This window comes from Lacticaseibacillus parahuelsenbergensis (assembly GCF_030770265.1).
In the GTDB taxonomy this organism is placed as follows: Bacteria; Bacillota; Bacilli; order Lactobacillales; family Lactobacillaceae; genus Lacticaseibacillus; species Lacticaseibacillus casei.
Map to the genome: position 1 here is coordinate 430838 of NZ_CP132482.1, position 24686 is coordinate 455523.

The following is a 24686-nucleotide window of genomic DNA, read 5'->3' on the forward strand; positions in this document are numbered from 1 at the left end:
AATTTTGAAAAAATTTGATTTGATGAAAAAAATTCTTGATAGTGGTGCTCTGGCTGTAGTTCGAGCCAAGCCTGAGAGAGTACTTGAAATTGCTGAAAGTATCGTCCGCGGTGGTATTCCAGTTATGGAAATCAGTTATACAAATGCAGATGCTCCTCAAGCAATCGATCTTGTCCACCAGCATTTAGGATCCAGTATTTTAGTCGGCGCAGGTACTGTCAACAATAGTGCGACCGCTAAAGACGCTATTGCTCATGGGGCAGGCTTTCTATATTCGCCAATCTTTGATCGAGGGGTTATGAGCCTGGCCAATGAATATCAGATTCCTTATGCTCCTGGCTGTTCAACCGTGACGGAAGCAGTCGAGGCAATGAGGGCAGGGGCAACTTTTATTAAGTACTTTCCTTATGGTGGGTTGTTAGGCCCTGACGTCATTAAAACAATTAAAACACCAATTCCTGAAATGCCATTGTTAGAATCAGGTGGCGTTGATGCCAGCAATGTTAGGCAGTGGTTTGATGCTGGTGTTGAAGTTGTTGGCATTGGGAGTGCTTTATCCAAAGGGAGTAAGGACACGATTGAGGCGAGCGCTCGCTCTATTCGAAAAGAAATTGACGCATTTCGATCCACTGAAAAATAACGTGGTAGGGGCTAAGCGGGTAGCTTGGCCCTCTTGGCGTCTGAGCTGAGTTCATATTAAAGACGAAAGGAGGGAAAATAATGCTGGATACCAATCAGTTGCAAGTTATTGACACGATGATTCAAAATCCCATTTTGACCAAGACAAGATTGAGCGAGCAACTAAAGCTGACGAATCGGCAAATCGATTACGCGATCGAGAAGATAAACCAACAGCTAACGGATCATGATGTGCCACGTATAGATGTGGATGGAGCCTACATCAATGTCCCGAGTAAGGCTTATCGGTACTTGTTGGGACTACGGGTATCGGAAAATTTAACGGCTCCTTCTAATTATGTTTTTAGCAGTAAAGAGCGGCAACTATTCTTGGCTTTGCTATTAGCTTGTCACAACGGTTACTTATCACTCATACATTTACAAGACTATTTAAAGGTTAGTCAGTCCACCATTTCTAAAGATCTTAGGACATTGGAACGACGGCTTTTGACCTTTCAGCTTCGAATTCATTACGACCGACGCTCAGGCTATCGGCTGGAAGGCTCAGAAAACAAAATACGTGGTTTTATGATTAGGCTGGTTTCTGAGGAACTATTTAAAAACCATGCTGACTTATTGACGACCTGTGCAAAGATTATTCAAGACGTTAACGTCGGCGAAAAGTTAGACGAAATTTCACAACAAGCGCGATCGAACAAAATTGATTTTGTTGAAAATCGGTTCCTTGAATTTGGCTATATCTTTATATTCATAGTAGCGAGACTTCGGATTAAGAAAGATTATCTGCCAGCTCGTGCACGAAAATTCAATATACAGGGGACACAGGAGTTCTTGCTTTCAGAAGCATTGTTGGCTGAAGAAGGCATTCATAGTATCACAGCCTCAGAATACCTAACAACAATTATTTTATGTTTGAGTGTTGGCGGGTTAGAGAATATGCGTGCTGATCGTCATATCTTTTCTGTAACCAGTGAATTTGTCCAAAAATTTTCAGATATTTCTGGCATTGTATTCTCAGATCTGCATAAGGTGATACGTCAAATGTTCACGCATTTTCGTTCAATGTACTACCGTTTACAGTTTGACTATCCCATTACAAATCCGTTAACTGAGCAGGTTATTAATAACTATAAAGAAGTCTTCACCTTGGTCGCTCAAGCCATTCGGTCGTTTAGCGATATTCTTGGAGCGGTTCCAGATGATGAGATTGCTTTTTTAACGATTCATTTGATTAGTTTTATTTATACTGGCGACAACTCGAAGAACGATTCTATTACGGCGGCAATCGTTTGTCCCAATGGCATAGGCAATTCAGCATTGGCCTATTTACAATTGACAAGCTTATTCCCAAATATAAAGTTCCTAAAGCCCTTCCGGTATGCTGATTTGGATCACCATTTAGCCAATGTAGATATGATCTTTTCAACGTTTTATCGGAGTGATCTCTTTACGAAAGGCAAACCTTGCTTCATCATTAAACCGATTATGTCGACAGAAGAAAAATATAATCTTATACAAGAAGTCAATACGAGGATGTCCTCAAGTACTTTAACAATCCCAACATTGAACTCTGTGATGGAGATTGTCGCCAGGACAGTTAAGAATGATAAGCAGTTGGTGCAAATTCGAAGAGAGTTAGACTCCAATCTATTTAAGCCGAAAGTTCGTCAGGTGACACACAAACTTGCACTTGTCGATGTTTTGAATGAGAACGATATTAAGTTAGCTGTTGAAGCAAGTTCTGCAACAGATGCCATTCGAGTTGCGGCGGAACCATTAGTTGAGCAAGGAGCTATTAGTCAGAATTATGTCGAAAAAATGGTTTCGCCGGATGATGAGCATGCCTTGTCTGCGTATATTATTTCTCCTGGTGTTGCGTTGCCACACTCCAATCCTGAAAATGGGGCTAAAAAGGTTGCCATTGGCATGACCGTTTTAAAATCCCCGGTCACTTTTGGCAAAATGGAGAACGAAAAAGTTAGATTCATTTTTGTGCTAAGTGCTGTTAATCCGACTGATCATTTGATGGTTTTGCAGGATTTGATGGACTTATTGGCTGACAACCATTTTATGAGCTTATTAGTTAGCCCAAAGACAAATGTGCAAGATGTTCTTCGGTATTTACGCGAAAAGAGTAAGCCGAAACTGAAGGGTTGATCTGATCAACGAATATTTATATGCCAACGCGCAAACTAAAGCAAAAACCGTTTCTTTTTGACATAATCTAAAAATCATTTTCTGTGGATTTACCCTACAAGATTCCTCTAATTGATGAAACGGTTTGATGTCGCTTGTTGTGTCGAGTTGGCATATTTGTGTGCTCATCAAACTACATTAATTTGACTAGACCATTTTTGAGTTCATCGTTCCGAAGTACTATAGATCGTTTCGAAAATCCGAATGTAGCCCCCCCGACAGTATATGTTCTAATGTTGCGCAAATTTTTCTTTGGAACTCACGAGTACTGATTGGCATTCTAATAGGGTTTTAGGAAGAAATCAAAGATCATGCAAAGATTTCCTTAAAAATAGAGCCCCCTTAAAAACAACATAATGACATTTTTTAGCAACAAACATAGCTCTTTACCAGATAATTTGCTCGTATTATGAAAGCGCAAACAAAACCAGCATGCTTAAAAAATACGCGTATAACACCAGTTCTATTGCTAGGCAGCACATTGATGAGGAGGAGCACGATGACAACAGCAAAACTATGGGAACAACCTGAATTAACCGACATTAATCGAATGGCGCCACGAAGCCATTTCGAAACTTTCTTTCCAGGTGAGTACAAACAACCGCGGCATTACCAATTACTAAATGGCACATGGCAGTTTAAATTCTTAGACGCGCCGGAATATGCGCCTGCAGATTTTATGGCGAGTGACTTTGATGATCAAGACTGGGATCAGATTCCTGTGCCAAGTAACTGGCAGTTGCAAGGTTATGGGAAAATGCATTATTCCGACCTCTGGTATAACTTTCCGATTGATCCACCCTTTGTACCACGGGAAAATCCGACCGGGCTGTATCGGCGAACCTTTACGGTAGATGAAGTGGCAGCAAATGAACAATATATCATTGGCTTTAATGGCGTCGATTCTGCTTTTAAGCTATATCTCAATGGCAAGTTTATTGGATATAGCAAAGGCGCACGGTTGCCAAGCGAGTTTGACGTTACGAAGGCGTTGAAACAAGGAACCAACACGATCGCCGTTGAAGTCGTTCAATGGTCGGATGGTACATATCTTGAAGATCAGGATATGTGGTGGTTAAGTGGACTATTTCGCGACGTGAGCCTTTATTCGCGCCCACAAAACGGCCTTTATGATGTTCGTATTCGCACATACCTATCGAATGCATACCGTACCGGCGAACTGGTAGTCACACCGACTTTGACGGGTAGTGTCTCGTCAGAAATTCACTATGAGTTAACTAAAGACGGTGCAACGTTGGTAGATCAAACGCTACCCGCTGATGTTTCTTTGGATGCGACTATTGACAACATTCAAGCGTGGTCCGCTGAAGCACCGCATCTATACGATTTAACCATGACGGTTTTGCAGGACGATCAGCCGCTTGAGGTAGTACGACAACGGGTTGGTTTTCGCCAGATTGAGTTGAATGGCAAAACTTTTTTAGTCAATGGGCAAGCAATTAAGTTTAAGGGCGTCAACATGCATGATTACAGCGCTACTAAGGGGCGGGTCATGTCTGAAGCTGATTTCAAAAAGAATATTATTTTGATGAAGCGTCACAATATCAACGCGATCCGCACGTCACATTATCCAAAAGCACCGTACTTTTATGACCTGTGTGACGAATTAGGCATGTATGTCATTGATGAGACTGATCTTGAATGCCACGGATTTGAATTGACCGAGCGCTATGACTGGATTACTGATGATCCGCGCTGGAAGACGGCATACGTGGATCGGATGCGCCGTACGCTACAGCGCGATAAGAATCATCCATCGATCATCATGTGGTCACTTGGCAACGAGTCTGCTTTTGGGGATAACTTCCGGGCAATGGCAGCTTACTGTAAAGCCGAAGATGCAACGCGTCTAGTTCATTACGAAGGCGATTTCGAGGCTGAGGTCAGCGATGTTTATTCGACTATGTACACTTGGCTTGAACATGATACCAAGATGACGATGGCGGATGTTCTTCAGAAAACTCAAAAGCCGCACATCTTATGCGAATATGCCCATTCAATGGGTAACGGGCCTGGTAATCTGAAGGAATATCAAGATCTTTTCTACGGTCATAAGCAGTTGCAAGGTGGTTTTATCTGGGAATGGTTTGATCAAGGCGTTGCGACTAAGGAAGGTGATCAGACCTATTACCGATATGGTGGTGATTTTGGTGATCAACCTAACAACGGCAACTTCTGTATTGACGGCTTGATTCGCCCGGATGGGAACCCATCGACAGCATTGACTGAAGTTAAAAAGACGTTTGAACCTTTCCAGATAGCGGTGCGTGACTTAGCAACGCAGACCATAACGATTACGAACCGGCTTGATTTTCTGAGTTCGGATCAATTCAGCTTTGCTTATGAGCTGGAAGCTGACGGTCAGACGGTCGCAAAAGGCAAACTTGATTTACCGACTATTCAGCCGGGAACTGCTAAAACGGTTAAATTAGGTATTCAATTGCCAAAGTTTAACGCTGAAACCATTTATAACCTGCATTTACTCACTGAACTCAAGGAAGCAACCGCTTGGGCTGATGCCGGCACGGTATTGTCACAATCAGTCATCAATCTGCAACGGCCAAAATTTCAAGTGGCTCATCAACAGACGACCGCGTTACAGGCAACCGAAGATAACACCACGATCACGGTGACGGGCGGGGATTACGAATACCGGTTCGATAAAATCAAGGGAACTTTCAGTCTGAGTCATGCTGGAAGCGACCTAATTCGCGACGGGATTAAGATGAACTTCTGGCGTGCGCCAATCGACAACGACATGTATTTGCTGGATGACTATTACAACAAATATTTCCTGAATCTTTGGCATGAGAGTACCCGCGAAGTTCATTTGCAGCCCCAAACAAATGGCAATTATGTTGTTAGCTTAACCAAGCAAGTGGGTACGACCAATAGCAGTTGGTATTACATGATCCAGCAACAATATACCATTCATCAAGATGGCAGTTTTGACCTTGATGTCGTAGGCAAGGCGAGTGGCAAACGCGATATGGCTCCGGAGATGCTGCCACGAATCGGGGTCAAAGTGACCTTGCCGAAAGCTTATCAACAAGTCTCCTATGATGGCCTGGGTCCTACGGAAAACTATCGCGACTCACACCAAGCAGCATATTATAGTCACTTCACGAGTAGCGTTGACGATTTGTTTGTGAACTATGTGAAGCCGCAGGAAAATGGCAATCATATGGATACAGATCGACTTGCACTCACAGATGGCCAACATCATCTGACGTTGACGATGACAAAACCACTGAACTTCAGTGTGTCTAACTATGCTGATGAAACGCTGGAGGCTGCGAAGCACACGATTGATCTTAAACAGTCAGATAGGCTGAACCTGTATTTGGATTTCCGGCAAAACGGTTTAGGGACGAATTCTTGTGGCCAGGATCAACTTAAGCGTTATCGCTGCAAGTTTGATGATTTTGAGCTTGGTTTTAACTTCAAGGCGAATTAGTGAAAACGTCATAAAGAAAGGAAGTGTTTTCCAATGTCAGAAGATAAATCACGGCAGCGTTTAGGTTCGGCTGCTTTAATGTTGATGACTTTCTCGGCGGTGTTTGCTTTTCCGAGCATCGTCAACAACAGCATTCAAATTGGCCTTGCAACAATTCCCGGTTATATTTTTGGCAGCCTTTTCTACTTCTTGCCGTTCATTTTGATGATTGCTGAATTTGCTTCGGCTAACTCTGATAAAGAGTCAGGGGTGCATAGTTGGCTGGAAAGCGTACTGGGTAGTAAGTTCGCTTTCCTGGGAGCATGGTCGTATTTCTTCGTCAATTTGTTTTTCTTTGTTTCATTGTTGCCTAACACCCTGATTTATGGCTCATATGCGTTGCTAGGCCATAACGTTTTTGGCGGGGCGATGGGGACGAAGATTATCTCAGTTCTGTCAATCGTTTTGTTCTGGCTAGCTACGTGGGTTTGTATTAAAGGAGTCTCGTGGATTTCGACTGTCACCAATTTTGCCGGAACTGCGCGATTACTGATGGGCGTGATCTTTGTTGTGCTCGCTTTTGTGGTCGTCATGGGGATGGGCGAAAAGCCTGCTCAAGACTTCAGTATGAAGGCGATCACTCCGACGTTTAACTGGACGTTCTTCATGACCATGGCGTGGATTTTGCAGGCTGTTGGTGGTGGCGAAAGTATCGGCGTTTATATCAAGGATACGAAAGGCGGCAACAAGACCTTTGTACGCACCATGATTATTTCGACCCTTATTGTGGGCTTAATGTATGTTCTCGGTGCTATCGCGGTTGGCTTCGTTGTTCCAAAGTCAGTTTTGGCCGGCAACTTCTCCAATGGGATCTTTGATATTTTCAAGATTTTAGGCACGCATTTCAACATTCCCGGTAATGTGATGGTCCGGCTCGTTGGGTTAATTCTCTTTATTGGGAGTTTGGGATCTCTAGCCCTATGGACAGCAGCGCCAGTTAAAGTTTTCTTCTCCGAAATTCCTGAAGGTGTCTTCGGTAAATGGATGGTCAAAACCAATCAAGAAGGTAATCCAACGAATGCGCTGATCGTGCAAGGCTTTGTCGTAACACTGCTGATGATCGTGCCAGCCCTTGGCATTGGTAATCTGGATAGCTTCTTGGAAACCCTGATCAACATGACCGCCGCAACCTCCCTACTGCCAGTCTTGTTCCTGTTGATTGCTTATATCATGTTGCGATGGAAGAAAGACGATATGCCGCGCGACTTTCGTTTTGGTAACCGCACAGTCGGATTGATTGCTGGGATTTTCCTGCTATGCGTTTTCCTGTTTGTCTTCTTTATGTCCACTGTGCCTGACCCGCATCTGATTGCTGAGGAACTGGCAGGTCATTTACCAAAAGGAACTGCTAGCCCGATCGGTACGTTACTATACAACGTACTTGGTGTGGTCATTTTCATGGGTGTCGCATGGATATATTGGGATCGCTATGAAAAACGCGAACGGCTGGCAAAGGCTGAACCAGTATCCCATTAAGTTAATTTTCAATTATAAAGAATTGGCATGGTCGCGGCAATTACCGAGGCCATGTTGGTGCGTTGAGCTGCTTTTGAGGAAGATAAAAGGGGTCGAACATTGGCACAGATGATCGCATCAACACAAGTTAAACGCGTGTTAAAGACACGTCATCTTTCTATGATTGCGTTAGGCGGCAGCATTGGCACCGGTTTATTCGTTGCCAGCGGGAGTGCGATCGCTACTGCTGGGCCGGGTGGAGCAATCGTAGCGTATATTGCGATTGGCTTAATGGTCTTTTTCTTGATGACTAGTCTTGGTGAGATGGCCACTTATGCGCCGGTTTCGGGATCGTTTTCCGAATATGCCAGTCGGTTTGTTGATCCGGCTTTGGGGTTTGCGCTGGGATGGAATTATTGGCTCAATTGGGCGATTACCTTAGCAGTGGATGTTTCAACAACGGCGATAGTGATGCATTTTTGGTTGCCTGATTTACCGGGGTGGGTTATCTCGGTTGGCTTCCTTGCGTTGATTTTTGTCATCAATTTTGTTTCTGCAAAGTCGTTTGCGGAGACAGAGTACTGGCTATCCTTGGTTAAAGTTGTAACAGTGATTGTTTTCTTGGGCGTTGGTGTGTTGACTATTGTTGGTATTATGGGCAGTGATGGTGCGGTTGGTTTGGGGAATTATACAACTGGCGCAGCACCTTTTGTCGGAGGCTTGCCCGCAACGCTCTCGGTATTTGTGGTAGCAGGCTTTTCCTTTCAAGGTACGGAACTGATTGGTATTACAGCGGGAGAAAGTGAGACTCCGGAAACCAGCATTCCCAAGGCAATCAAACAGGTTTTCTGGCGTATCCTATTGTTCTACATTTTATCAATTGCCATCATCGCAGCGATCATCCCATATACCAGTCCCAACTTGCTTGGCTCTTCGGTTAATGACGTGGCTATTTCTCCATTCACGCTGGTTTTTAACCGAATCGGGATGGCCGGAGCAGCTAGTATCATGAACGCTGTGATTCTAACGTCGGTGTTGTCTTCGGCCAACTCGGGGATGTATGCTTCGACTCGCATGCTATGGGCGATGGCAGGCTCAGGGTTTGCACCGCGCATTTTTCAAAAGACGAATCGTCGTGGCGTACCAATTGCTGCGTTGCTTTTGACCACACTGGTTGGCGGTATGACTTTTTTGACAAGCATCATGGGCCCGGGTGTGTATCAATTATTAGTGGCAGCATCAGGATTGACTGGATTTCTGGCGTGGCTGGGGATTGCGATCTCGCATCTTCGTTTCCGTAGGGCATTCATCAAGCAGGGTCATTCACTGGATGAGTTGGCCTATCACGCTAAATGGTTCCCGGTCGGTCCAGTGCTTGCGATGGTGATGAGCTTGATTGTGATCGTTGGTCAGGATATTGGCTCGCTAACTAGTTTTGCTTGGCGGCGGCTCTTGATTTCCTATATGTCGCTTCCACTATTTATCGGTTTGTTTGTTTATTACAAAGTTAAAAATAAGACAAAACTGATTCCACTTGACCAGATTGATTTAACACGCCGCCGGGAACAGCGCTAGTATTTTGAAGCTATTTTGGAATATGTCACTTAAATAAACGCAATTTCAAAAGGTTCCGAGTTTTACGAGGGTAAGGTTAAAGAGATTTATCAGAATAACCACTGGAGGAAAAAATGAAGAAGCTGATTAAGTACGTGGTTGTTGGCTGTGCGAGTCTCATTTTATGTTTCTGCGGCATCATGTTAACTCATGGGACAGCCGTACATGCAGATACCATCAACGATTATCCGAATCTGCTAAATGTTGGAGGGAATCCAACTAAACATATTTATTCCGCAAATAAAGACGTTTCGACTAACAAGTATTCACATTTTTCAGACTTAGGAGCTTGGCATGGCTATTATCAGCCAATCAAGCGGGTTGCCTCGACCTTGGGAGGTTTTCCTGGCCCAATGATTATCGCCGAAGAATATCCGGTGAATCTGTCGCATCAGCTTTCGCAGCTCAACTTGGTTAACCGCAAGACTGGTAAAAAATACAGTTTTAAAAATGCCAAGGCAACATTCACATCGTATCCCGGACGGTTAAATCAGATTTACACGTTTAAGGATCTTGAAGTGACTTTAAATTTGATTTTTACTTCAAATCGGACGGCGCTCATCCAAACAACGTTGAAGAATAGAACCGAGCAATCGTTAGATCTCAAATGCGCTTGGACGGGGGACATCATCAATAAATTACGTGCTGGGGAAAAGGATATCTCCTTAAAACAGCATTTGGTAGCGACGAATGACGGCGTACAAGTTGCTTTCCAGAAAGTTCGTAATGACAATTATTACATGACGACCGATCAAAACAAGGTGACTGTGGCATACAGTCGACCAGTCACAACGACAATTACTGGCAATCAGTACAAAAGTAGTATGAAAGACTCGATCAGTTTAGCTGCAAAAGGGACAACTGATTTATATACGGTAGAGTCCTATGTCTTTAATACAGCAGAACAAGCAAAGGAAACAGCGAACTATCAAGATTACTTCACCAATGCAAAACAGTATTTTGAAAAAAATGCAGCCCGTTGGAACAATTACATCAACAAAGCCGTTTCTTCTGACCAAAAGAATGTGAAGAAGAAAGAGAAACGCGATCGGGTCGCCATTAAAAGCGTCGAGACGTTAATCAATAACTGGATGAGTCCTGCAGGAGCCTTAAAACATGACGGAATTGTTCCATCGATGTCCGATCAGTGGTTTGTGGGCTTATGGGCTTGGGACTCTTGGAAAGAAGCTTCTGCCGTGGCTGAAATTGATCCAACCTTGGCGGAAAATACGATTCGCGCTTTGTTTGATTATCAGATTCAAACCAGTGATAAAGTGCGTCCTCAAGATAGCGGGATGATTCCTGACGCTATTTTCTACAACAAGAACAAAGAGCGTGGCGGTGACGGCATTAATTGGAACGAACGCAATTCTAAGCCGCCATTAGCTGCATGGGCAGTGTGGCAGGTATATCAACAGAACCATGACAAGCAATTTCTTGCAGAGATGTATCCGAAGCTCGTTGCTTATCATAATTGGTGGTACACAAATCGTGATTTCAACAAGAATGGTTTGGCTGAATACGGCGCAACAGTTGATCCACTACATTTTAAGAAAGTTAAAGGCAAGAAGAAGCCAGATACTAAGGCGATTATTCTGGCTTCGGCGTGGGAATCCGGAATGGATAATGCCGTTCGTTTTGATGCCAAGGGTATTGGCAAGGCGGACAAAGGCGTTAAAATTCGGGAAAATAAGAATAGCGATGGCAAGGTGGTCGGATATTCCATTAATCAGGAATCGGTCGATCTTAACGCATACTTATATGCAGAGAAAGGCTACCTAACCTTGATGGCAAAAGTCTTGGAGAAACAAGATGATGTGACCAAATATACGACTGAGGCAACAAACCTCAAAAAGGTCATCAACCAAGATTTTTATGATCAAAAGACCGGATTCTATTACGATCGCCAGGTGAATGGGAAGCAGTCTATGTTGCTGAGCAATCGCGGCAAGGGAACTGAAGGCTGGATTCCACTTTGGGCTAACTTAGCCACAACAAGTCATGCAAAAGGTGTTGAAAAGGTCATGATGAACAAAAAGATGTTCAATACTTACATGCCTTTGCCAACTACCTCGCGCGATAACAAGAAATTTACCGCGACGAAATATTGGCGTGGACCGGTTTGGCTGGACCAGGCGATGTTTGGTGTTGAAGGACTGCAAAATTATGGTTATACCAAGGATGCTTTGACGCTGATTGACAAACTTTTCGATCATGCACAGGGATTGAATGGCACCGGCCCTATTCGTGAAAATTACAATCCGTTAAACGGAAATGGACTCAATTCCATGAATTTTAGCTGGTCTTCAAGTGTCTATTACATGCTCCACCACAACATTTACGGCACCGGAAAAACCTCATCCCAAACAGCTTTCAATCACCGCCCTTAACAACAAATAACCATTGCGATCCGTAAAAGGTTCACAATGGTTATTTTTTTGCCTTAAAAATATAACGGAACAGAGCGCTAAATCTGGTTCTAAGTGTTAAGCTATGGTCATGTAAGCGCTATAGAAAGAAATGGGTTCGAATTATGTTTAAAGAAAACAAGTGGCTGCGAACGGATCAGTTTGTGTGTCCGGAACTGTCGGTTTTTGAAGTGGGGTATGAGGACGTTCATCCGCGGGCGCCTTATCAGTATGAACAGCTGGATTACTACTTGCTGCATTTTATTCTTCAAGGCGAAGGGCTGTTCTTTATTAACAACGAAATTCACCAGTTGTCACGCGGGCAGGGCTTTTTGATCCCGCCTTTTACGGATAACAACTATTATCCTTTGATTGGCAACCCGTGGAGTTATCGGTGGATCGGCGTTCGCGGGACAGGTGCCGAGGCCGTTTTTAAAGCTGCGGGACTGGGGAAGACCAATTTTGTTTATAGGCATCAAGATGTTCATCAAATGGATCGCTTATTTGGCGAGGCTTACGACTATTTTAGCGGTGACCATTTGTATGGCGCTTTAGGGAAATTCTATGAAATTGTGAGTGCCTTGGTTGAGGATTATCAGCAGGAAACGCGCTTGGGCGTGCTTCCTACTCAGCAGTATGTATTGCAAGCCGTCGAGATTCTTAAGAATGAGTATGCGGACAACACGTTGAGAATTGATGACGTGGCAGCGCGCGTTAAAGTCGAGCGTACTTATCTTTACCGCATTTTCATGAGCAATCTCGGCGTTTCGCCGAAAAGTTATTTGATGCAGCTGCGGATTAATCAGGCAATCGAGTTGTTGCGCAATACTAACGATGCGATCGGCGATATTGCGATAAAAGTCGGGTTTACCAGCTATCCGCAATTCGCAAAGGCGTTTATGAAGGCGCGAAGCATGTCGCCCTCGGCTTTTAGAAAGGCGATTTCGAGCGGTGAGTTGAGTCCGCGGAAGATTGATTGAATCGAGTTTTTATCTAGATTGCCGAAAAGAAGCGGTACAACGCGATGACTGGTGTGGCGTTGTGCCGCTTCCTTTCATGATCTCGTATTCTATTTTTGACTTTATCCATTAGGTCACCGTGCTCTTTTTAGGATGATTTTAACGTTTAGTCGCTTCCTATGACAACAGCGACCTGCTTTTTATCTTTGAATGTTTACTTCAGATTCCCCTGTCGCCGCAATCGCCCGAATCACCGGCACCAGCGCCTCCCCTCGGTCCGTTAATCGGTAAACAGTCGCCAAAGGTTGATTTGAAAGAACGGTTTTTTGGATAAAACCATCAGCACACAATGCCGCTAATTGGCGTGCCAGCATTCGCGTTGGGCAAGGTGAGATGCTGGCGTTCAGTGCGCCAAAATGCCATTCGGGCTGCTGTGTAAAACGGTATAGAATGACAGCCTTCCACTTGCCGGAAATGGCTTGGAGAAGTTGGATGGCTGGACAACGTTGAGCTGTGGCTGATGTACAGGTTGGCATGATTCGAAAACTCCCTTTCGATGCTAGTGACAAAAAGTGCAGTATTGTGGCGATTTGTCCGTCATTATACCATTAACAAATAGTAAGAACGAATTTGCTTATAGATGCATTCGAACTTTAATTTTGAAAGGGTGTTTTCTTTGAATCAACTAAAACCATATTATCGGCGTCAGTCAACACGTTTGTTTACGGATCGCCCGGTCGCACGCAAGACGATTGAAGCGGTGTTGCAAGCCGCCAATCACGCGCCGTCGTGGGAAAATTCGCAGCCATGGCGGGTTTACTTAGCGCTCGGCGATACCGCCAAGGCGATCCGCATGCATCATACGAAAGCGACACAGGCGCAGCAAAAAAGTTGGACCGAGGTGACGCCGCCACTTGCTTGGCAAAAAGCGGCGGAAGTCAATATCAAGCATTGGCAAACGACAGCGGCCGCATTTTTTGATGAAGCCGAATCGAAGGCTTTCCATCAAATGGGACAGATGCTTTATCGCGCACCTGCGTTAGTTTATTTGACGATACCCCGCGAGTCATCTGCGTATTCCGCCTATGATGCAGGGGCGTTTGGCTATGGCATTCTTTTGGCAGCGGCCGAAGCAGGACTGGGAGCCATTCCGGCGTATGAGATTATTCGCTATCCCGAAGAAGTCCGTGCCCATTTTGAAATAGGGGATGATGAAACGTTACTGATGGGAATTGCCCTGGGTTATCCGGCAGAGAGCAAGATTAATGAACTCAAAACTGATCGGCGCGCATTAAATGATTTTCTACAGGTTAAGGAATAATGTAGCTATGTCAAAATAAGCCAAGTTGACTGAATATATTTCATGAACAGGCGTGTCTGGAAGATTTTCCTAGACGCGCTTTTTCTTGCCCAAAATTCCAATGAAGCAGTTTCTATAAATAATTAAACAAAAACTTTCTGCGCAATACATTCCAGCAAAATGCCGTCGCAACAATCTTTTTCAAATAACCAATCCCAACGAACAATGCCAAGCCTTATTAAACCAACCTTCACGCCACTTCATTGCGATCAGACAACCCCCTGCATCATTCGCTAAACTACGCCTATCGATATCGAAAGACATGAGGCGCCGGATTGGATGAAGAATGGCAGTAGCACAGAAAGGATTTTCGTTGTTTCTTGAGCACCAAGCCGTGGTTTACGGGGCATTAGCGAAGTTGGGTATTCGTCCGCATCATAGTGATTTTCAGGATTGGCGGGACGAGGGCATGCTGGTGTATCTCAACTATTTCAACCGGTATCGCGATCCGTTAACGGACAAGGCCGCGATTACCAAGTTTAACAAGCTGGCGTGGCGGTTCGTTTTCCTCACGTTGATGCAACGGCTGCAAAAAGTTAGGCATCGCCGGGAGCTGGAAGAAGCACCAGCGAATGCGGCGGTGTTGCAGACGACCACCGTGGCCACGGCTCCCGTTAGTATAGAGCAGTCAGTTGAGTTGAAGCTGCAGTTGCGGCAGCTAGAGGCTATTTTGACACCGGTAGAACGGCGGGTTTTGCAGCTGCGGTTAGCTGGCTTACCTGATACCGGTATTGCGGGGGAGTTGCAGGTGAGCCGGCAACGGGTTTTAAAAGTGCGCAAGCAAATACAGGCGAAATATCGGCAACTCGAATTGGAGGAATTTTTAAATGGATAAAGAATTATTAACGTATGTTTTGGATCAGGCAGTTGGTGTTGTCATTGCCGTGATTTTACTCACGCGAATTGAGCGGCGACTCGATACGCTGATCACGAATATGGGCACTTTTATGGTCAAGCTTGAAGGCAAGCACGAAAGATAGGAGGGAAAAGATGGCGATTTTAATGGCAGATGTCAGCAGTTGGCAGCCGGATTCGGAGAGTTGGTTTCGTAAGTTGGCCGATTTTGGCGTCAAGGCGGTGGTGGTGAAGCTGACAGAAGGCACGACTTACCAGAATCCGAAGGCGGCCGCCCAATTAGCGGCGGGGCGCAAGGTGGGGATGCAGGTGCATGCGTATCATTATGCGCATTATCGTAACAGTGCCGAGGCGGTTGCGGAAGGCCGGTTTTTCGGTTTGGCGGCGCGGGCGCTTGGAGTATCGACGCAGAGTGTGATGGCGGCAGATGTGGAAGCACCGGAATTAACCGGTGACCTGACCGGCTTGACGAATGTGTTCATTCAAACGGTCAAGTCGCTGGGGTATCCGCACACGGATCTATATACGATGGCTAATTGGATGAAAACGGGCCGCTTTGATCGGGTGGCGTTGATTCCCAAGAATTTATGGATCGCGAGTTATGGCGTTGATCAGCCGGGGATCGACAATGTGGGCACGTGGCAGTTCACGAACAATTTTCATGGGCTAGGCGTCGACATGAGTTATGATTTCTTTGGCCACTACACGACCAGGCTTTCAGGCCAACTCAACGGCGGCGTGGCCCGCGTGCCCACCGTTCGTTACCACACCGTGCAGGCGGGCGAAAGCTGGTGGGCAATCGCGCATCGATACGGCCTGAACATGGACAACCTAGCCGCCTTGAATGGCAAAACCATCTACAGTGTGATTCATCCCGGCGATCAGTTGCGGTTGAATTAGTTACGGACGAAAAGAACAATCGTTGATTTGGCGTACATAGCTAAACAATGATTGTTTTTGTTTGGCGTAAACTAGCGTGGACAGAATGCCTTAACTGCAAGCTTTTGTAGACTGAATCGGGGTGCTGAAAACATTCATGAAAAAATCTTTTCTCAAAGTGTTGACACGGTGTCACCTTCCGTGTAGACTACAGGATGTTAAGCAGTGACACGGTGTCACCAAGGAGGATAACGATGGTTTTATCAACGTTTGAACATTTAGATGAAAATAAACAACAACGCATTTTAGCTGCGCTGGTAACTGAATTTTCCAAGTATCCATTGGCGCAGGCGCAAGTCGCGCGGATCGTCAAGCAGGCCGACATCGCTCGTGGCGCGTTTTATAAGTACTTCAGCGATTTAAAAGATGCGTATCAATACGCTTTTAAAGAAGTGATCGGCCGCTTGCACACGGGGATCGCCGGGCCGGAAATGCGGCGTGATCCTTATGCCGCCACGGTCGCTTTTTTACAAGAAGCCGATGAAAGTCAGGATCGCGATTTTATCCGGCTGCATTTTACCAAGAATAGCGGCATGGTGTCCGTTGGCGAACCGCCGATTGCTGCCAATGCGATCGAGTGGGCGGTCACAACATTGTGCCACAGCGCGATTTCGCAAGCGCTAGCCAATCCGGAGCAGGCGGACTTAATTTTAAAAAACTTGAAAGCAGCTCTTATACAGCTGCACGTGAAGGAGTCGTGAGTCAATGTATCTCTCATTAAAAGAAATCTGGCATGAAAAATTACGCTACGGTCTGATCGTCGCGATGATGCTGTTGGTCACCTACCTAGTGTTCATTCTGAGCGCACTGGCCAACGGGTTGTCGCAACAGAACACGCAGGCGATTAACTCGTGGGACACGTCGCGGGTGGTGTTGGCGAAAGATTCGGACATCAATCTAAGCCAATCGTTGTTGACGTCTCAACAAACCAAGGATCTCAACTTGGGCAAGTCGCAAGCTTACGTCGGAACAATCGGCGTAGTCGCGACCAGCAGCAAGCATGACGAAATCCGCTCGACCATGATCGGGCTTGACTGGGATCAGTATATTGGCAAGGATATGAAACTGGTCAGCGGCCATCGAGCTAAGGGCGACCATCAAATTGTGGTGGATACGGAGTTCAAAGATAAAGACTATGCGCTTGGCGACAAGGTTAAGCTGAGCACGAAAGGCAAGCGTTATACGATTGTCGGCTTTACCGAGAATGCCAAAATGAGCGTTGCCCCGGTTGTTTACGGCACCATGAACGCTTGGCGCACCTTGCATAATCTGCCGAATACCTTCACGGCTAGCGGCATTGTTTCCAAGTCGAACAATTTCCAAGTCAACACAAGCGACCTGAAGACTTACTCGGCGAATACTTTTATCCAGAAACTGCCCGGTTATTCGGCCCAAAATAGTACCTTTACCTTTATGATCGGCTTTCTGTTTGTGATTTCACTGATTGTCATCGCCGTGTTCCTCTACATTTTGACGATGCAAAAACTGCCAAACTACGCGGTATTGCGGGCGCAAGGTGTGCCGTCCCGGACGTTGGTCATCACGACCATTGCGCAAGCTTTGATTTTGGTCACATTAGGTCTGGCTTTAGGTGGCGCGTTGACGGCCATCACGGCGCAGTTCATGCCAATGGGGGTCCCGATGATCTTCTCGCCTCAACTTAATGTCGCCATCGTCATCGGTATTCTGCTCACCGGTTTTCTCGGCTCGATCATTCCCATCCGCACCATCTTAAAAGTCGATCCTGTTACCGCCATTGGAGGTTGATCTTATGTCAGCAATCGAATTAAAACACATTATTAAAAATTTCAAGACCCCGACAAGCAACGTCGAGGTGCTCAAGGATGTCAATTTTAGCGCTGATTCTGGCAGCCTATCATTGGTATTAGGTCCGTCCGGCTCAGGTAAAAGTACATTTTTGACCATCGCCGGCGGTATTCAGACGCCGACTGAAGGGGTGGTCACGACTGCCGGGAAGAATCTTGAACAATTGTCCGGCAAGGCGCGCGATGCCCTACGTCTAGATAACATCGGCTTTGTGCTTCAGTCCTACAACTTAGTGCCATATCTGACGGTCGGCGAACAGTTTAAACTGGTCGATAAGATCAAGCCAAAAGGCAATCTCAGTCATGAGGCCTTGGAAGCACTATTAGACGATTTAGGAATCGCCAACTTGGTGAACCAATATCCGGCATCATTGTCAGGCGGCCAAACGCAACGGGTTGCCATTGCCCGGGCGCTTTATCCGGACCCAGCGATCGTGCTCGCCGATGAACCGACCGCGGCTTTGGATAGCCCACGAGTTGCCATTGTCGGCCAGCTGTTAGCCGACCTCGCCCACAAACACAACAAGGCTATCGTCGTGGTCACCCACGATGTCCGGCTGGAACAGTTTGCAGATCGAAAGTTCACACTGCTCGATGGCCAATTAAAAGAAGGCGCGCCGAAGTATGCTGCGTAAGTTTGTGGCGGCACATTGATCATACGAAAAAGGGCCAAGCACAATTTGAAAAGTGCTTGGTCCTTTTTGCATGGCTGATGAAAGGCACTAGCCCAAATGCCTTTTGTCAAATAAACAATAGTCGATTAAAAGCGTGGTTCACCTAATGCATGTTGCGCAGCTAGGTTTAGCAGGCTCCATTGTCGGTCGAAACCAGGTTGGAAGAAAAAGTCGGCTTCGGCTAAATCTTCCAGACTCAGACCGTGTTGAACGGCGAGCGCCAAGACATTGCCTTGTGCCGTGACATCGTACGTTGATAAAACAGCGCCGCCGAGCAGTCGATGAGTTTGCGGATCAAAGACAAGATTGACGCAAACCGGTGGATTACCATTGCCTTCCGGTACATACGCCGGGCGCAAGGTATCGGTATAGAACGAGGTGTCAACCTTAACCCCGGAGCGGCCGGCCGTGAAGGTGTTCAGACCGGTAGCCGCAAAATGATAATCAAAAACGCTCAATGCGCTGGAACCAACTACGCCGCCAAATGGACGCGCCGGATGCTCTGCAAAAATGTTGGCCGCCAGATAGCGTGCTTCACGCCGGGCAACGGTTGCCAGTGCAATCGGCACCTTTTGCTGAGCGGCAACTCCGTAAACCAGCGTTGCGTCGCCGATAGCGTAAACATCAGGCAGGTTGGTGCGCAGATATGGATCCGTGTTAATGAAGCCGCGGTCGTCAAGGTCAACAGTACCTTTCAGCCATTCCGTTGCCGGCTTAACCCCAGCAGCTTGAATGACCAGATCCGTCGCAACATCGCCCGCGTCGGTCTTCACAGCACTAACGGCACCGTCACCGGCGAAGCTTTCGATTTTGACGCCGAGTTTAAGCTCAACGCCTTTATCGGTAAGTTCCTTGGCGATAATGTCGGTCATATCAGGATCGAGATAAGTGCCCAATGGCCGATCAATGATATCCAGTAGTGTGACTTCTTTGCCCGCTTTTCGGCTGGCTTCGGCCGCTTCAATACCGATGTAACCGGCACCGATAATCGTAATATGTTTAACTGCCGGATCTTCCAGCTTTGCTTTAATTTTGGTTGCCCAGTCGTAACCGCGCATCAGGAAAATATTTTTCAAGTCGTTACCAGGTACCGGCAATGAATTCGGCCGCACGCCGGAACTCAGAATCAATTTATCGTAAGGATAGTCCTGTGCCGTGCCATTCTTCGTGTCGCGGACGGTCACCGTTTTGACATCAGCGTTGATCGCCGTGACCTCATGATTGTTAAGGACATGGGCGCCGCGCTTGATCAAATCATCCGGGCGGAAGTTCCGCACGTCATTGACGTCCGTCACCTGGTCTTCCAGGAAAAGTTCCATCCCACATGACATAAAGGAAACAAAGTCACCCGCTTCAAACATGGTAATATCAGCATCCGGATACCGATGCAATAATTCCAAAACGCTTTGGTGACCACCATGTGATGCTCCAACAACAATAATCTTTGGTTTGTCCACAATAAATTCCTCCTTGGTTATGTAGTAACCGCATTCAGTCTCGCGATTCCATCTCTATATTAGAATAGTTACAATCTAACGTCAATGGCTGACTGCAATTAATTATCGCACAATTTTATTTTAGCTTTACCTAAACCGAGTGTACCAAAAAAGTACTGCAAAGGGCAGTTATCTGCCTTGTCTACAGCACTTTTCCACGATGATTTAGTTAACCGAGTAAAACTTAAATGATTTTGAAATGCTTCAATGCTTGGACCACGCCATCTTCGTCATTGCTGGCGGTGACGTAATCAGCTTGGTCTTTGACAACATCCTGACCATTGGCGACTGCAACGCTGGTGCCGGCAAAATCAAACATATCCAAATCATTATGTTCGTCGCCAAAAGCGATCACGTCTGCTGGATGCAAGCCCAGATGCTGGGTCAGCTGTGCTAGCCCCCAGCCTTTGTTGACGCCGCGGGGCATGATTTCCAACATGAACGGCATACTGCGGATGACGGTAAAACGATTGCCAAACTCCGCCTCAGCTTGCGGTTGGATTTTAGCGAGATTTTCCGGTTCACCCAGCAACAAGCCCTTAGCAATCACAAAATCATTCGGCATTTCCTGAGGCTCACGCACCTTAATCCCGGCGTGGTTCTCCCACGCCTGCAAAACCGTATACTTGCTGATATTACGATCAGCCGTATACACATCGCCAGCAGGAGTGATCACGTTGCTATCGATCCCGGCCGCCGAAACATGCGTCGCAAAAGTCGAAAAATCCTGATAATCCTGATGATTCAGAAACTTCTGGGCAATAATTTTGCCGGTGGTACTCTGTACTACCCCGCCACCTTGAACAATGACATACTGATCGTCTCCATGCAGCCCCAAAGCATCCAACGTGGTTCGAACGCCTGGCAACGGCCGCCCGGTGCACGGAACGATTTTAATTCCCTTAGCCTGCGCTGCCTTCAACCCACGGATGGTGGCAGACGACAACTGCTTGTGCGAGTCGAGTAGTGTGTCATCCAAATCGACTGCGATCAAGCGAAACATGGCAGTCACATCCCTTCTTGAAGTCAGCTTAGCATGGAAAGCGGGCGGCAACAATGTGGAAAAGGGGCGGCAACGCCAAAATTGCATGATGTCCATCGACAAGGCTTTCGATAAGTCAGAATTCTAAACCTCCCCATGCCGACCAACGTCCAGCAGACGGATGGTGTCATCCTCAAGCCGATAGATTAACAACCAGTTACCCTTAATAAACAACGCACGATCGGTTTTGCGTTTCTTAATAACATGATCGTCATACTTTTCCGGCAGTGGTTGGCCTGAAAGCAAGTAGTCCAATACTTGTTGATAGTCCGCTTGTGTAAATCGCTCGGCCTGGAGAAGGTGCTTGAGATGTTTTTTGAAGCGCGATTGTTCGATGATCTGGCGTGTGGGCATTTGTGAGAAGGCTCCTTCGTTTTCTTAAGCGTAACGCTAAGGGGATGAAGGGAAAACCTCGTAAGAAAATTTATTTGCAAAATGCATCGCCCTCGACTAAGATGAGGTCATCAAAATGAGATGTAACCGTTTTCTTTACTGATGTGATTTTCAAAATTTAAGTTCAAAACAAGCTCTAGGTGAGAGGGTGATGCTTTATGGCAGTTGACGAAAAACAAGCGCTCATCGCAAAGATGCTGAAGCTTCAACACCTTTTTGAGCCGCAAGCGGACGAGATATCCCAAGAAATTGTTGTTAAGATTAAGCAGGTTGTTGATCGGTTGGCCAAGAAAAGGATACAAGGAGCCAACATTGAACCCGAAGTGCATCCGGTCAGCATTTTTATTAGGGACCAAATGTTAGATCATCATTATCAGATCACGGCTGAGCAACGCGATGCACTTTTTGATATGGAGGAAGCGGCACAGGAGATTGCTAAGAAGTTCTTCATTAGCTTTCCAGGCATCAGTGGTCCCCTGTAATCGCGAGATATTTAGAAGCATTTATACACACAGAAAAAGGCGGCGCCGCTTCATGTCCATTCATGAGGTGGTGCCGCTTGTGTGTTTCAAGGAATGTTAAGATCTCAAGATATTTAGACAGAAATAGTTTTTCGTTTCAAATATGATACAGACCAAGCTCAGCCAGATCTTTTTTTAACGAGTTAACAAATTCCACGCAGTCGCCCGCTTTTAAAGCCTCAAGAGAGCTATCAATCAATTGATCACCTTCTGCTCGTCGGCCCGTTTGAGTCAGTAATATTCCCTTGTAGTAGTTTAGCAACACCCGTTCTAGTAGAAAGGATTCTGGCAGCTTCTTTTGTTCAAGAATTGCCAACGTTTTTAGAGCATGCTGGGTTTTCTCATGGCGGATGAGTAACGCAACGGTATTTAGCAACACATTGATGCAGGTCTCGTAAACGCTGGTGAGGCCAATGTAGATGGAACATTTATCTAACAGAGTTTGCGAAAAGACCGTGATAGTTTCGATCGGCAGTTGAGTCATGGTATTGCCGTAGAGAACCAATTCAAAGTTGCCCCAATCTTCACACTGAAATAAGTAGTTGGTGAGCACATTTAAGTGGACTTTATCAGACAAGGGTTTCTTTTCTGCCTCTGCGCGAACGCATTCGGCCATGATCCAGTTCAGTTGGTCAAAAATTGAATGCGAGTTTTGCCAACGCGCATATTCACTATCTGCCAAGCGCTTAAGGCCCGCAAAGTCATTGTTTAGCGCAGATTGCGTTAAATTTGTCGCGAACTTGTTGTCGTATAAAGGCTCAAAGTGATTCATGACGACCGTGAATTCGAATGGCGTGATATAAAGCTTTTTAAGCAGATGGAAAAATCGTTTCGTTGATAGATCGGATGTCCCGTTTTCGAATTTTGAGATCATGCCTTTGGACACAACGTCATCGGCCAAAGAGCTAAGGGTGATACCGCGCGATTCTCGTAAGTATTTAAATGTTGCCCCAAAGTTTTCGATGATGAACCGCTCCCTGTTTCATATTTTAAACGTTTCGGTTATCAGTCATTTTAGCGGCTATCGTGTGAAGTATCAATAAACGATAGAAGATGCAGATACGTTGAAGCATATGAAAAGAGGAACTAACATGAAAAGTTATTTAAAACACGAACGTGGACGCACAGGTATCAACATTATTTGGATTGTGGTGAACGTTCTTCTATACACTGGGACGTCGGTTCTTTTGACTTTCACAACGAACGCAATTTTTTCTAGGGATATGCGCGCTTTGTTGGTGTGGTCGGCGATTAATTTCTCGGTTTGGGGAGCCTTTCTGATCAGCAATTATTTTCAGGTGGTTTTTCAAGAGAAATTGACTCAGCGGATTATGGTGGACATCCGGGACACCATCTCGAGGAAAATTGTTGGCAGCTCATACGCGCAGTACCACAACAAAACAACCGGCGAGTATCTTTCCGAATATGTCAATGATGTGGGCAATATTGAAAGTAATGCGATTAAGAAGTTCTTCACGCTGCTTTCCGATGGCACAACCGTTGTTTTTTCAACAATTGCGTTGGCTGCGTATCACCTGCTATTTATCCCGGCGATCCTTCTTTTATCGGTGTTGATGCTTAGAGTGCCTTCACGGCTAAGTCGGCCTATGACCTCAGCAACTAAAACAATGTCGGAGGGTAACGCAGCCTTTTCAAATCAAGTCACCAACGTGCTTAATGGCTTCGATGTTTTGTTTAACGCTAATAAACTAGGCAAGCTTCATGATTTAATTAAGTCTGCCGCAAAAAAGTACGCCGCAGTCAGGGTGACTTATACGAAAACCAACGCGCGTGTTTCGAATTTGATCGCAGCGTTGAGTATTTTCTGTCAGGTGATGGTCGATATCATGACCAGCATACTTGCGATTCTTGGCGCCATTCCGCTTGGGGCTATTAGTTCAACCGGCAGTATTGCCGCCAGCATTTTTAACTCACTGTCGAGCCTAAGCAATGACACCGTGCAAATTAAGGCGACTTATCCCTTATTTGACAAGGTTAGCGCCGGCGTTTCAAAGGCGTTACCATCTAACAAAAATACACAAGCACCTGTCTTTCGCCATGCTCTAAGGGTTGTTGATCTTAGCTACGCGATTGGCGGGAAAAAGATTCTCAACCATTTGAATCTCACGTTCGAGCGCGGTGGCAAGTATGCGATTATTGGCCGCAGTGGTGTGGGCAAAAGTACCTTGCTGAAAATTCTGGACGGACAGATTACCGATTATACGGGACATGTTTATATCGACAACAAGGACTTGCGAACAATGAGCATGGCGGAGCTAACTAAGGTTTCGCAGTACGTTGATCAAAACGTTTATTTATTTAATGATTCAGTGGCAAACAATACATCGCTGTGGGAAAACCAGTCGCAGTCTAAGCACCGTTTACAAGAAGCTTTTTCAAAGGCAAAAGTCGATTTTGTTAAGTTCCCGGGCCAGATCATTCAAGAAAATGGTCAGAATTTATCAAGTGGTCAGAAGCAACGTCTGGCTTTGGCGAGATTCTTCTATGCACCAAAACCAATTGCATTTGTTGATGAAGGGACGTCTGCGTTAGATGCTAAAACAGCTAAGCTCGTCACTGAGGAATTCTTGAAGGACCCTGATATGACACTGATTGAAGTGAGTCACCATCTCGATCATGAGCTAAGGGGTGCGTACGATCAAGTAATTGATTTAGGCGCATAGAAGGATACTGATAGACTTTTATCTTTTAGGGGACAGTAAGCAGGCAAAATAAAAGGAGGCTAAGGAAATCCCTAGTCCTCCCAAGATCAAAAAGCCACTTTGAGTGGA

At 45.8% G+C, this 24686-nt stretch carries 21 protein-coding genes; 16 read left to right on the plus strand and 5 right to left on the minus strand.

Annotated elements, in window-relative coordinates:
• The first annotated feature begins 4 nt into the window (after positions 1-4).
• From LACPH_RS01990 to LACPH_RS02020, 7 genes are all read left to right on the plus strand, one after another.
• Complete coding sequence (locus LACPH_RS01990; RefSeq protein WP_274784340.1) at positions 5-640, plus strand: beta/alpha barrel domain-containing protein; 636 nt, start codon at positions 5-7, stop codon at positions 638-640.
• Between the two features lie 80 nt (positions 641-720).
• Positions 721-2796 (plus strand): BglG family transcription antiterminator, encoded by a 2076-nt coding sequence (locus LACPH_RS01995; RefSeq protein WP_274784341.1) that lies wholly within the window; start codon positions 721-723, stop codon positions 2794-2796.
• A 538-nt stretch (positions 2797-3334) separates the two neighbouring features.
• Positions 3335-6313, plus strand: coding sequence for a beta-galactosidase subunit alpha (ebgA, locus tag LACPH_RS02000; protein WP_274784342.1), 2979 nt, complete (start codon positions 3335-3337; stop codon positions 6311-6313).
• A 33-nt stretch (positions 6314-6346) separates the two neighbouring features.
• Positions 6347-7828: an amino acid permease gene (locus LACPH_RS02005; protein ID WP_138117840.1), complete on the plus strand. Its 1482-nt coding sequence runs from the start codon at positions 6347-6349 to the stop codon at positions 7826-7828.
• Between the two features lie 99 nt (positions 7829-7927).
• Positions 7928-9382, plus strand: a complete 1455-nt coding sequence (locus LACPH_RS02010) for an amino acid permease (RefSeq protein WP_274784343.1) — start codon at positions 7928-7930, stop codon at positions 9380-9382.
• Positions 9383-9495: 113 nt separating this feature from the next.
• Complete coding sequence (locus LACPH_RS02015; RefSeq protein WP_274784344.1) at positions 9496-11811, plus strand: MGH1-like glycoside hydrolase domain-containing protein; 2316 nt, start codon at positions 9496-9498, stop codon at positions 11809-11811.
• A 143-nt stretch (positions 11812-11954) separates the two neighbouring features.
• A complete protein-coding gene (locus LACPH_RS02020) occupies positions 11955-12809 on the plus strand; it encodes an AraC family transcriptional regulator (protein ID WP_274784345.1) in 855 nt (284 codons plus the stop codon).
• A gap of 179 nt (positions 12810-12988) precedes the next feature.
• Here the strand turns inward: LACPH_RS02020 and LACPH_RS02025 are convergent, their stop codons facing one another.
• The gene (locus LACPH_RS02025) at positions 12989-13324 is read right to left on the minus strand and encodes a winged helix-turn-helix transcriptional regulator (protein WP_274784346.1); all 336 of its coding nucleotides are present in this window, start codon (positions 13322-13324) and stop codon (positions 12989-12991) included.
• Positions 13325-13455: 131 nt separating this feature from the next.
• Between LACPH_RS02025 and LACPH_RS02030 the strand changes: the two genes are divergently transcribed.
• From LACPH_RS02030 to LACPH_RS02060, 7 genes are all read left to right on the plus strand, one after another.
• Positions 13456-14109, plus strand: a complete 654-nt coding sequence (locus LACPH_RS02030; RefSeq protein WP_274784401.1) for a nitroreductase family protein — start codon at positions 13456-13458, stop codon at positions 14107-14109.
• Between the two features lie 325 nt (positions 14110-14434).
• The gene (locus LACPH_RS02035; RefSeq protein ID WP_274784347.1) at positions 14435-14983 is read left to right on the plus strand and encodes a sigma-70 RNA polymerase sigma factor region 4 domain-containing protein; all 549 of its coding nucleotides are present in this window, start codon (positions 14435-14437) and stop codon (positions 14981-14983) included.
• Positions 14976-15128: a YvrJ family protein gene (locus LACPH_RS02040; protein ID WP_010492908.1), complete on the plus strand. Its 153-nt coding sequence runs from the start codon at positions 14976-14978 to the stop codon at positions 15126-15128. Before LACPH_RS02035 ends, LACPH_RS02040 begins: the two co-directional genes overlap by 8 nt.
• Before the next feature lie 10 nt (positions 15129-15138).
• Positions 15139-15903: a GH25 family lysozyme gene (locus tag LACPH_RS02045; protein ID WP_274784348.1), complete on the plus strand. Its 765-nt coding sequence runs from the start codon at positions 15139-15141 to the stop codon at positions 15901-15903.
• Between the two features lie 233 nt (positions 15904-16136).
• Positions 16137-16643, plus strand: a complete 507-nt coding sequence (locus tag LACPH_RS02050) for a TetR/AcrR family transcriptional regulator (RefSeq protein WP_274784349.1) — start codon at positions 16137-16139, stop codon at positions 16641-16643.
• A 4-nt stretch (positions 16644-16647) separates the two neighbouring features.
• Positions 16648-17709: an ABC transporter permease gene (locus tag LACPH_RS02055; RefSeq protein ID WP_274784350.1), complete on the plus strand. Its 1062-nt coding sequence runs from the start codon at positions 16648-16650 to the stop codon at positions 17707-17709.
• A 4-nt stretch (positions 17710-17713) separates the two neighbouring features.
• Entirely contained in the window at positions 17714-18403 is a 690-nt protein-coding gene (locus LACPH_RS02060) for an ABC transporter ATP-binding protein (RefSeq protein WP_010492914.1), read from the plus strand.
• Positions 18404-18528: 125 nt separating this feature from the next.
• Here LACPH_RS02060 and LACPH_RS02065 read toward each other — a convergent pair whose 3' ends face one another.
• The 3 genes from LACPH_RS02065 to LACPH_RS02075 form a co-directional block, all read right to left on the minus strand.
• Complete coding sequence (locus tag LACPH_RS02065) at positions 18529-19899, minus strand: FAD-dependent oxidoreductase (RefSeq protein WP_217774609.1); 1371 nt, start codon at positions 19897-19899, stop codon at positions 18529-18531.
• Positions 19900-20122: 223 nt separating this feature from the next.
• On the minus strand, positions 20123-20941 hold the full coding sequence (locus tag LACPH_RS02070) for a Cof-type HAD-IIB family hydrolase (protein WP_274784351.1): 819 nt from the start codon (positions 20939-20941) through the stop codon (positions 20123-20125).
• Between the two features lie 123 nt (positions 20942-21064).
• A complete protein-coding gene (locus LACPH_RS02075; RefSeq protein WP_274784352.1) occupies positions 21065-21334 on the minus strand; it encodes a type II toxin-antitoxin system RelE/ParE family toxin in 270 nt (89 codons plus the stop codon).
• A gap of 197 nt (positions 21335-21531) precedes the next feature.
• On the opposite strand from LACPH_RS02075, the gene LACPH_RS02080 reads away from it, so the two are divergent.
• Positions 21532-21855 carry a hypothetical protein gene (locus LACPH_RS02080; protein WP_274784353.1) on the plus strand — a complete coding sequence of 108 codons (324 nt, stop codon included), beginning with the start codon at positions 21532-21534 and terminating at the stop codon, positions 21853-21855.
• A 136-nt stretch (positions 21856-21991) separates the two neighbouring features.
• Here the strand turns inward: LACPH_RS02080 and LACPH_RS02085 are convergent, their stop codons facing one another.
• A complete protein-coding gene (locus LACPH_RS02085) occupies positions 21992-22858 on the minus strand; it encodes a helix-turn-helix domain-containing protein (RefSeq protein ID WP_274784402.1) in 867 nt (288 codons plus the stop codon).
• A gap of 127 nt (positions 22859-22985) precedes the next feature.
• Between LACPH_RS02085 and LACPH_RS02090 the strand changes: the two genes are divergently transcribed.
• Positions 22986-24578 (plus strand): ATP-binding cassette domain-containing protein, encoded by a 1593-nt coding sequence (locus LACPH_RS02090; protein ID WP_274784354.1) that lies wholly within the window; start codon positions 22986-22988, stop codon positions 24576-24578.
• The last annotated feature ends 108 nt before the right edge of the window (positions 24579-24686 follow it).

Bases quoted from the DNA above. Each gene is read 5' to 3' on its own strand.
- LACPH_RS02070 (WP_274784351.1), bottom strand. From the start codon at position 20,941: ATGTTTCGCTTGATCGCAGTCGATTTGGATGACACACTACTCGACTCG.
- LACPH_RS02040 (WP_010492908.1), top strand. From the start codon at position 14,976: ATGGATAAAGAATTATTAACGTATGTTTTGGATCAGGCAGTTGGTGTT.
- LACPH_RS01995 (WP_274784341.1), top strand. From the start codon at position 721: ATGCTGGATACCAATCAGTTGCAAGTTATTGACACGATGATTCAAAAT.
- LACPH_RS02025 (WP_274784346.1), bottom strand. From the start codon at position 13,324: ATGCCAACCTGTACATCAGCCACAGCTCAACGTTGTCCAGCCATCCAA.
- LACPH_RS02060 (WP_010492914.1), top strand. From the start codon at position 17,714: ATGTCAGCAATCGAATTAAAACACATTATTAAAAATTTCAAGACCCCG.
- LACPH_RS02050 (WP_274784349.1), top strand. From the start codon at position 16,137: ATGGTTTTATCAACGTTTGAACATTTAGATGAAAATAAACAACAACGC.
- LACPH_RS02005 (WP_138117840.1), top strand. From the start codon at position 6,347: ATGTCAGAAGATAAATCACGGCAGCGTTTAGGTTCGGCTGCTTTAATG.
- LACPH_RS02045 (WP_274784348.1), top strand. From the start codon at position 15,139: ATGGCGATTTTAATGGCAGATGTCAGCAGTTGGCAGCCGGATTCGGAG.
- LACPH_RS02080 (WP_274784353.1), top strand. From the start codon at position 21,532: ATGGCAGTTGACGAAAAACAAGCGCTCATCGCAAAGATGCTGAAGCTT.
- LACPH_RS02020 (WP_274784345.1), top strand. From the start codon at position 11,955: ATGTTTAAAGAAAACAAGTGGCTGCGAACGGATCAGTTTGTGTGTCCG.
- LACPH_RS02035 (WP_274784347.1), top strand. From the start codon at position 14,435: ATGGCAGTAGCACAGAAAGGATTTTCGTTGTTTCTTGAGCACCAAGCC.
- ebgA (WP_274784342.1), top strand. From the start codon at position 3,335: ATGACAACAGCAAAACTATGGGAACAACCTGAATTAACCGACATTAAT.
- LACPH_RS02055 (WP_274784350.1), top strand. From the start codon at position 16,648: ATGTATCTCTCATTAAAAGAAATCTGGCATGAAAAATTACGCTACGGT.
- LACPH_RS02090 (WP_274784354.1), top strand. From the start codon at position 22,986: ATGAAAAGTTATTTAAAACACGAACGTGGACGCACAGGTATCAACATT.
- LACPH_RS02075 (WP_274784352.1), bottom strand. From the start codon at position 21,334: ATGCCCACACGCCAGATCATCGAACAATCGCGCTTCAAAAAACATCTC.
- LACPH_RS02015 (WP_274784344.1), top strand. From the start codon at position 9,496: ATGAAGAAGCTGATTAAGTACGTGGTTGTTGGCTGTGCGAGTCTCATT.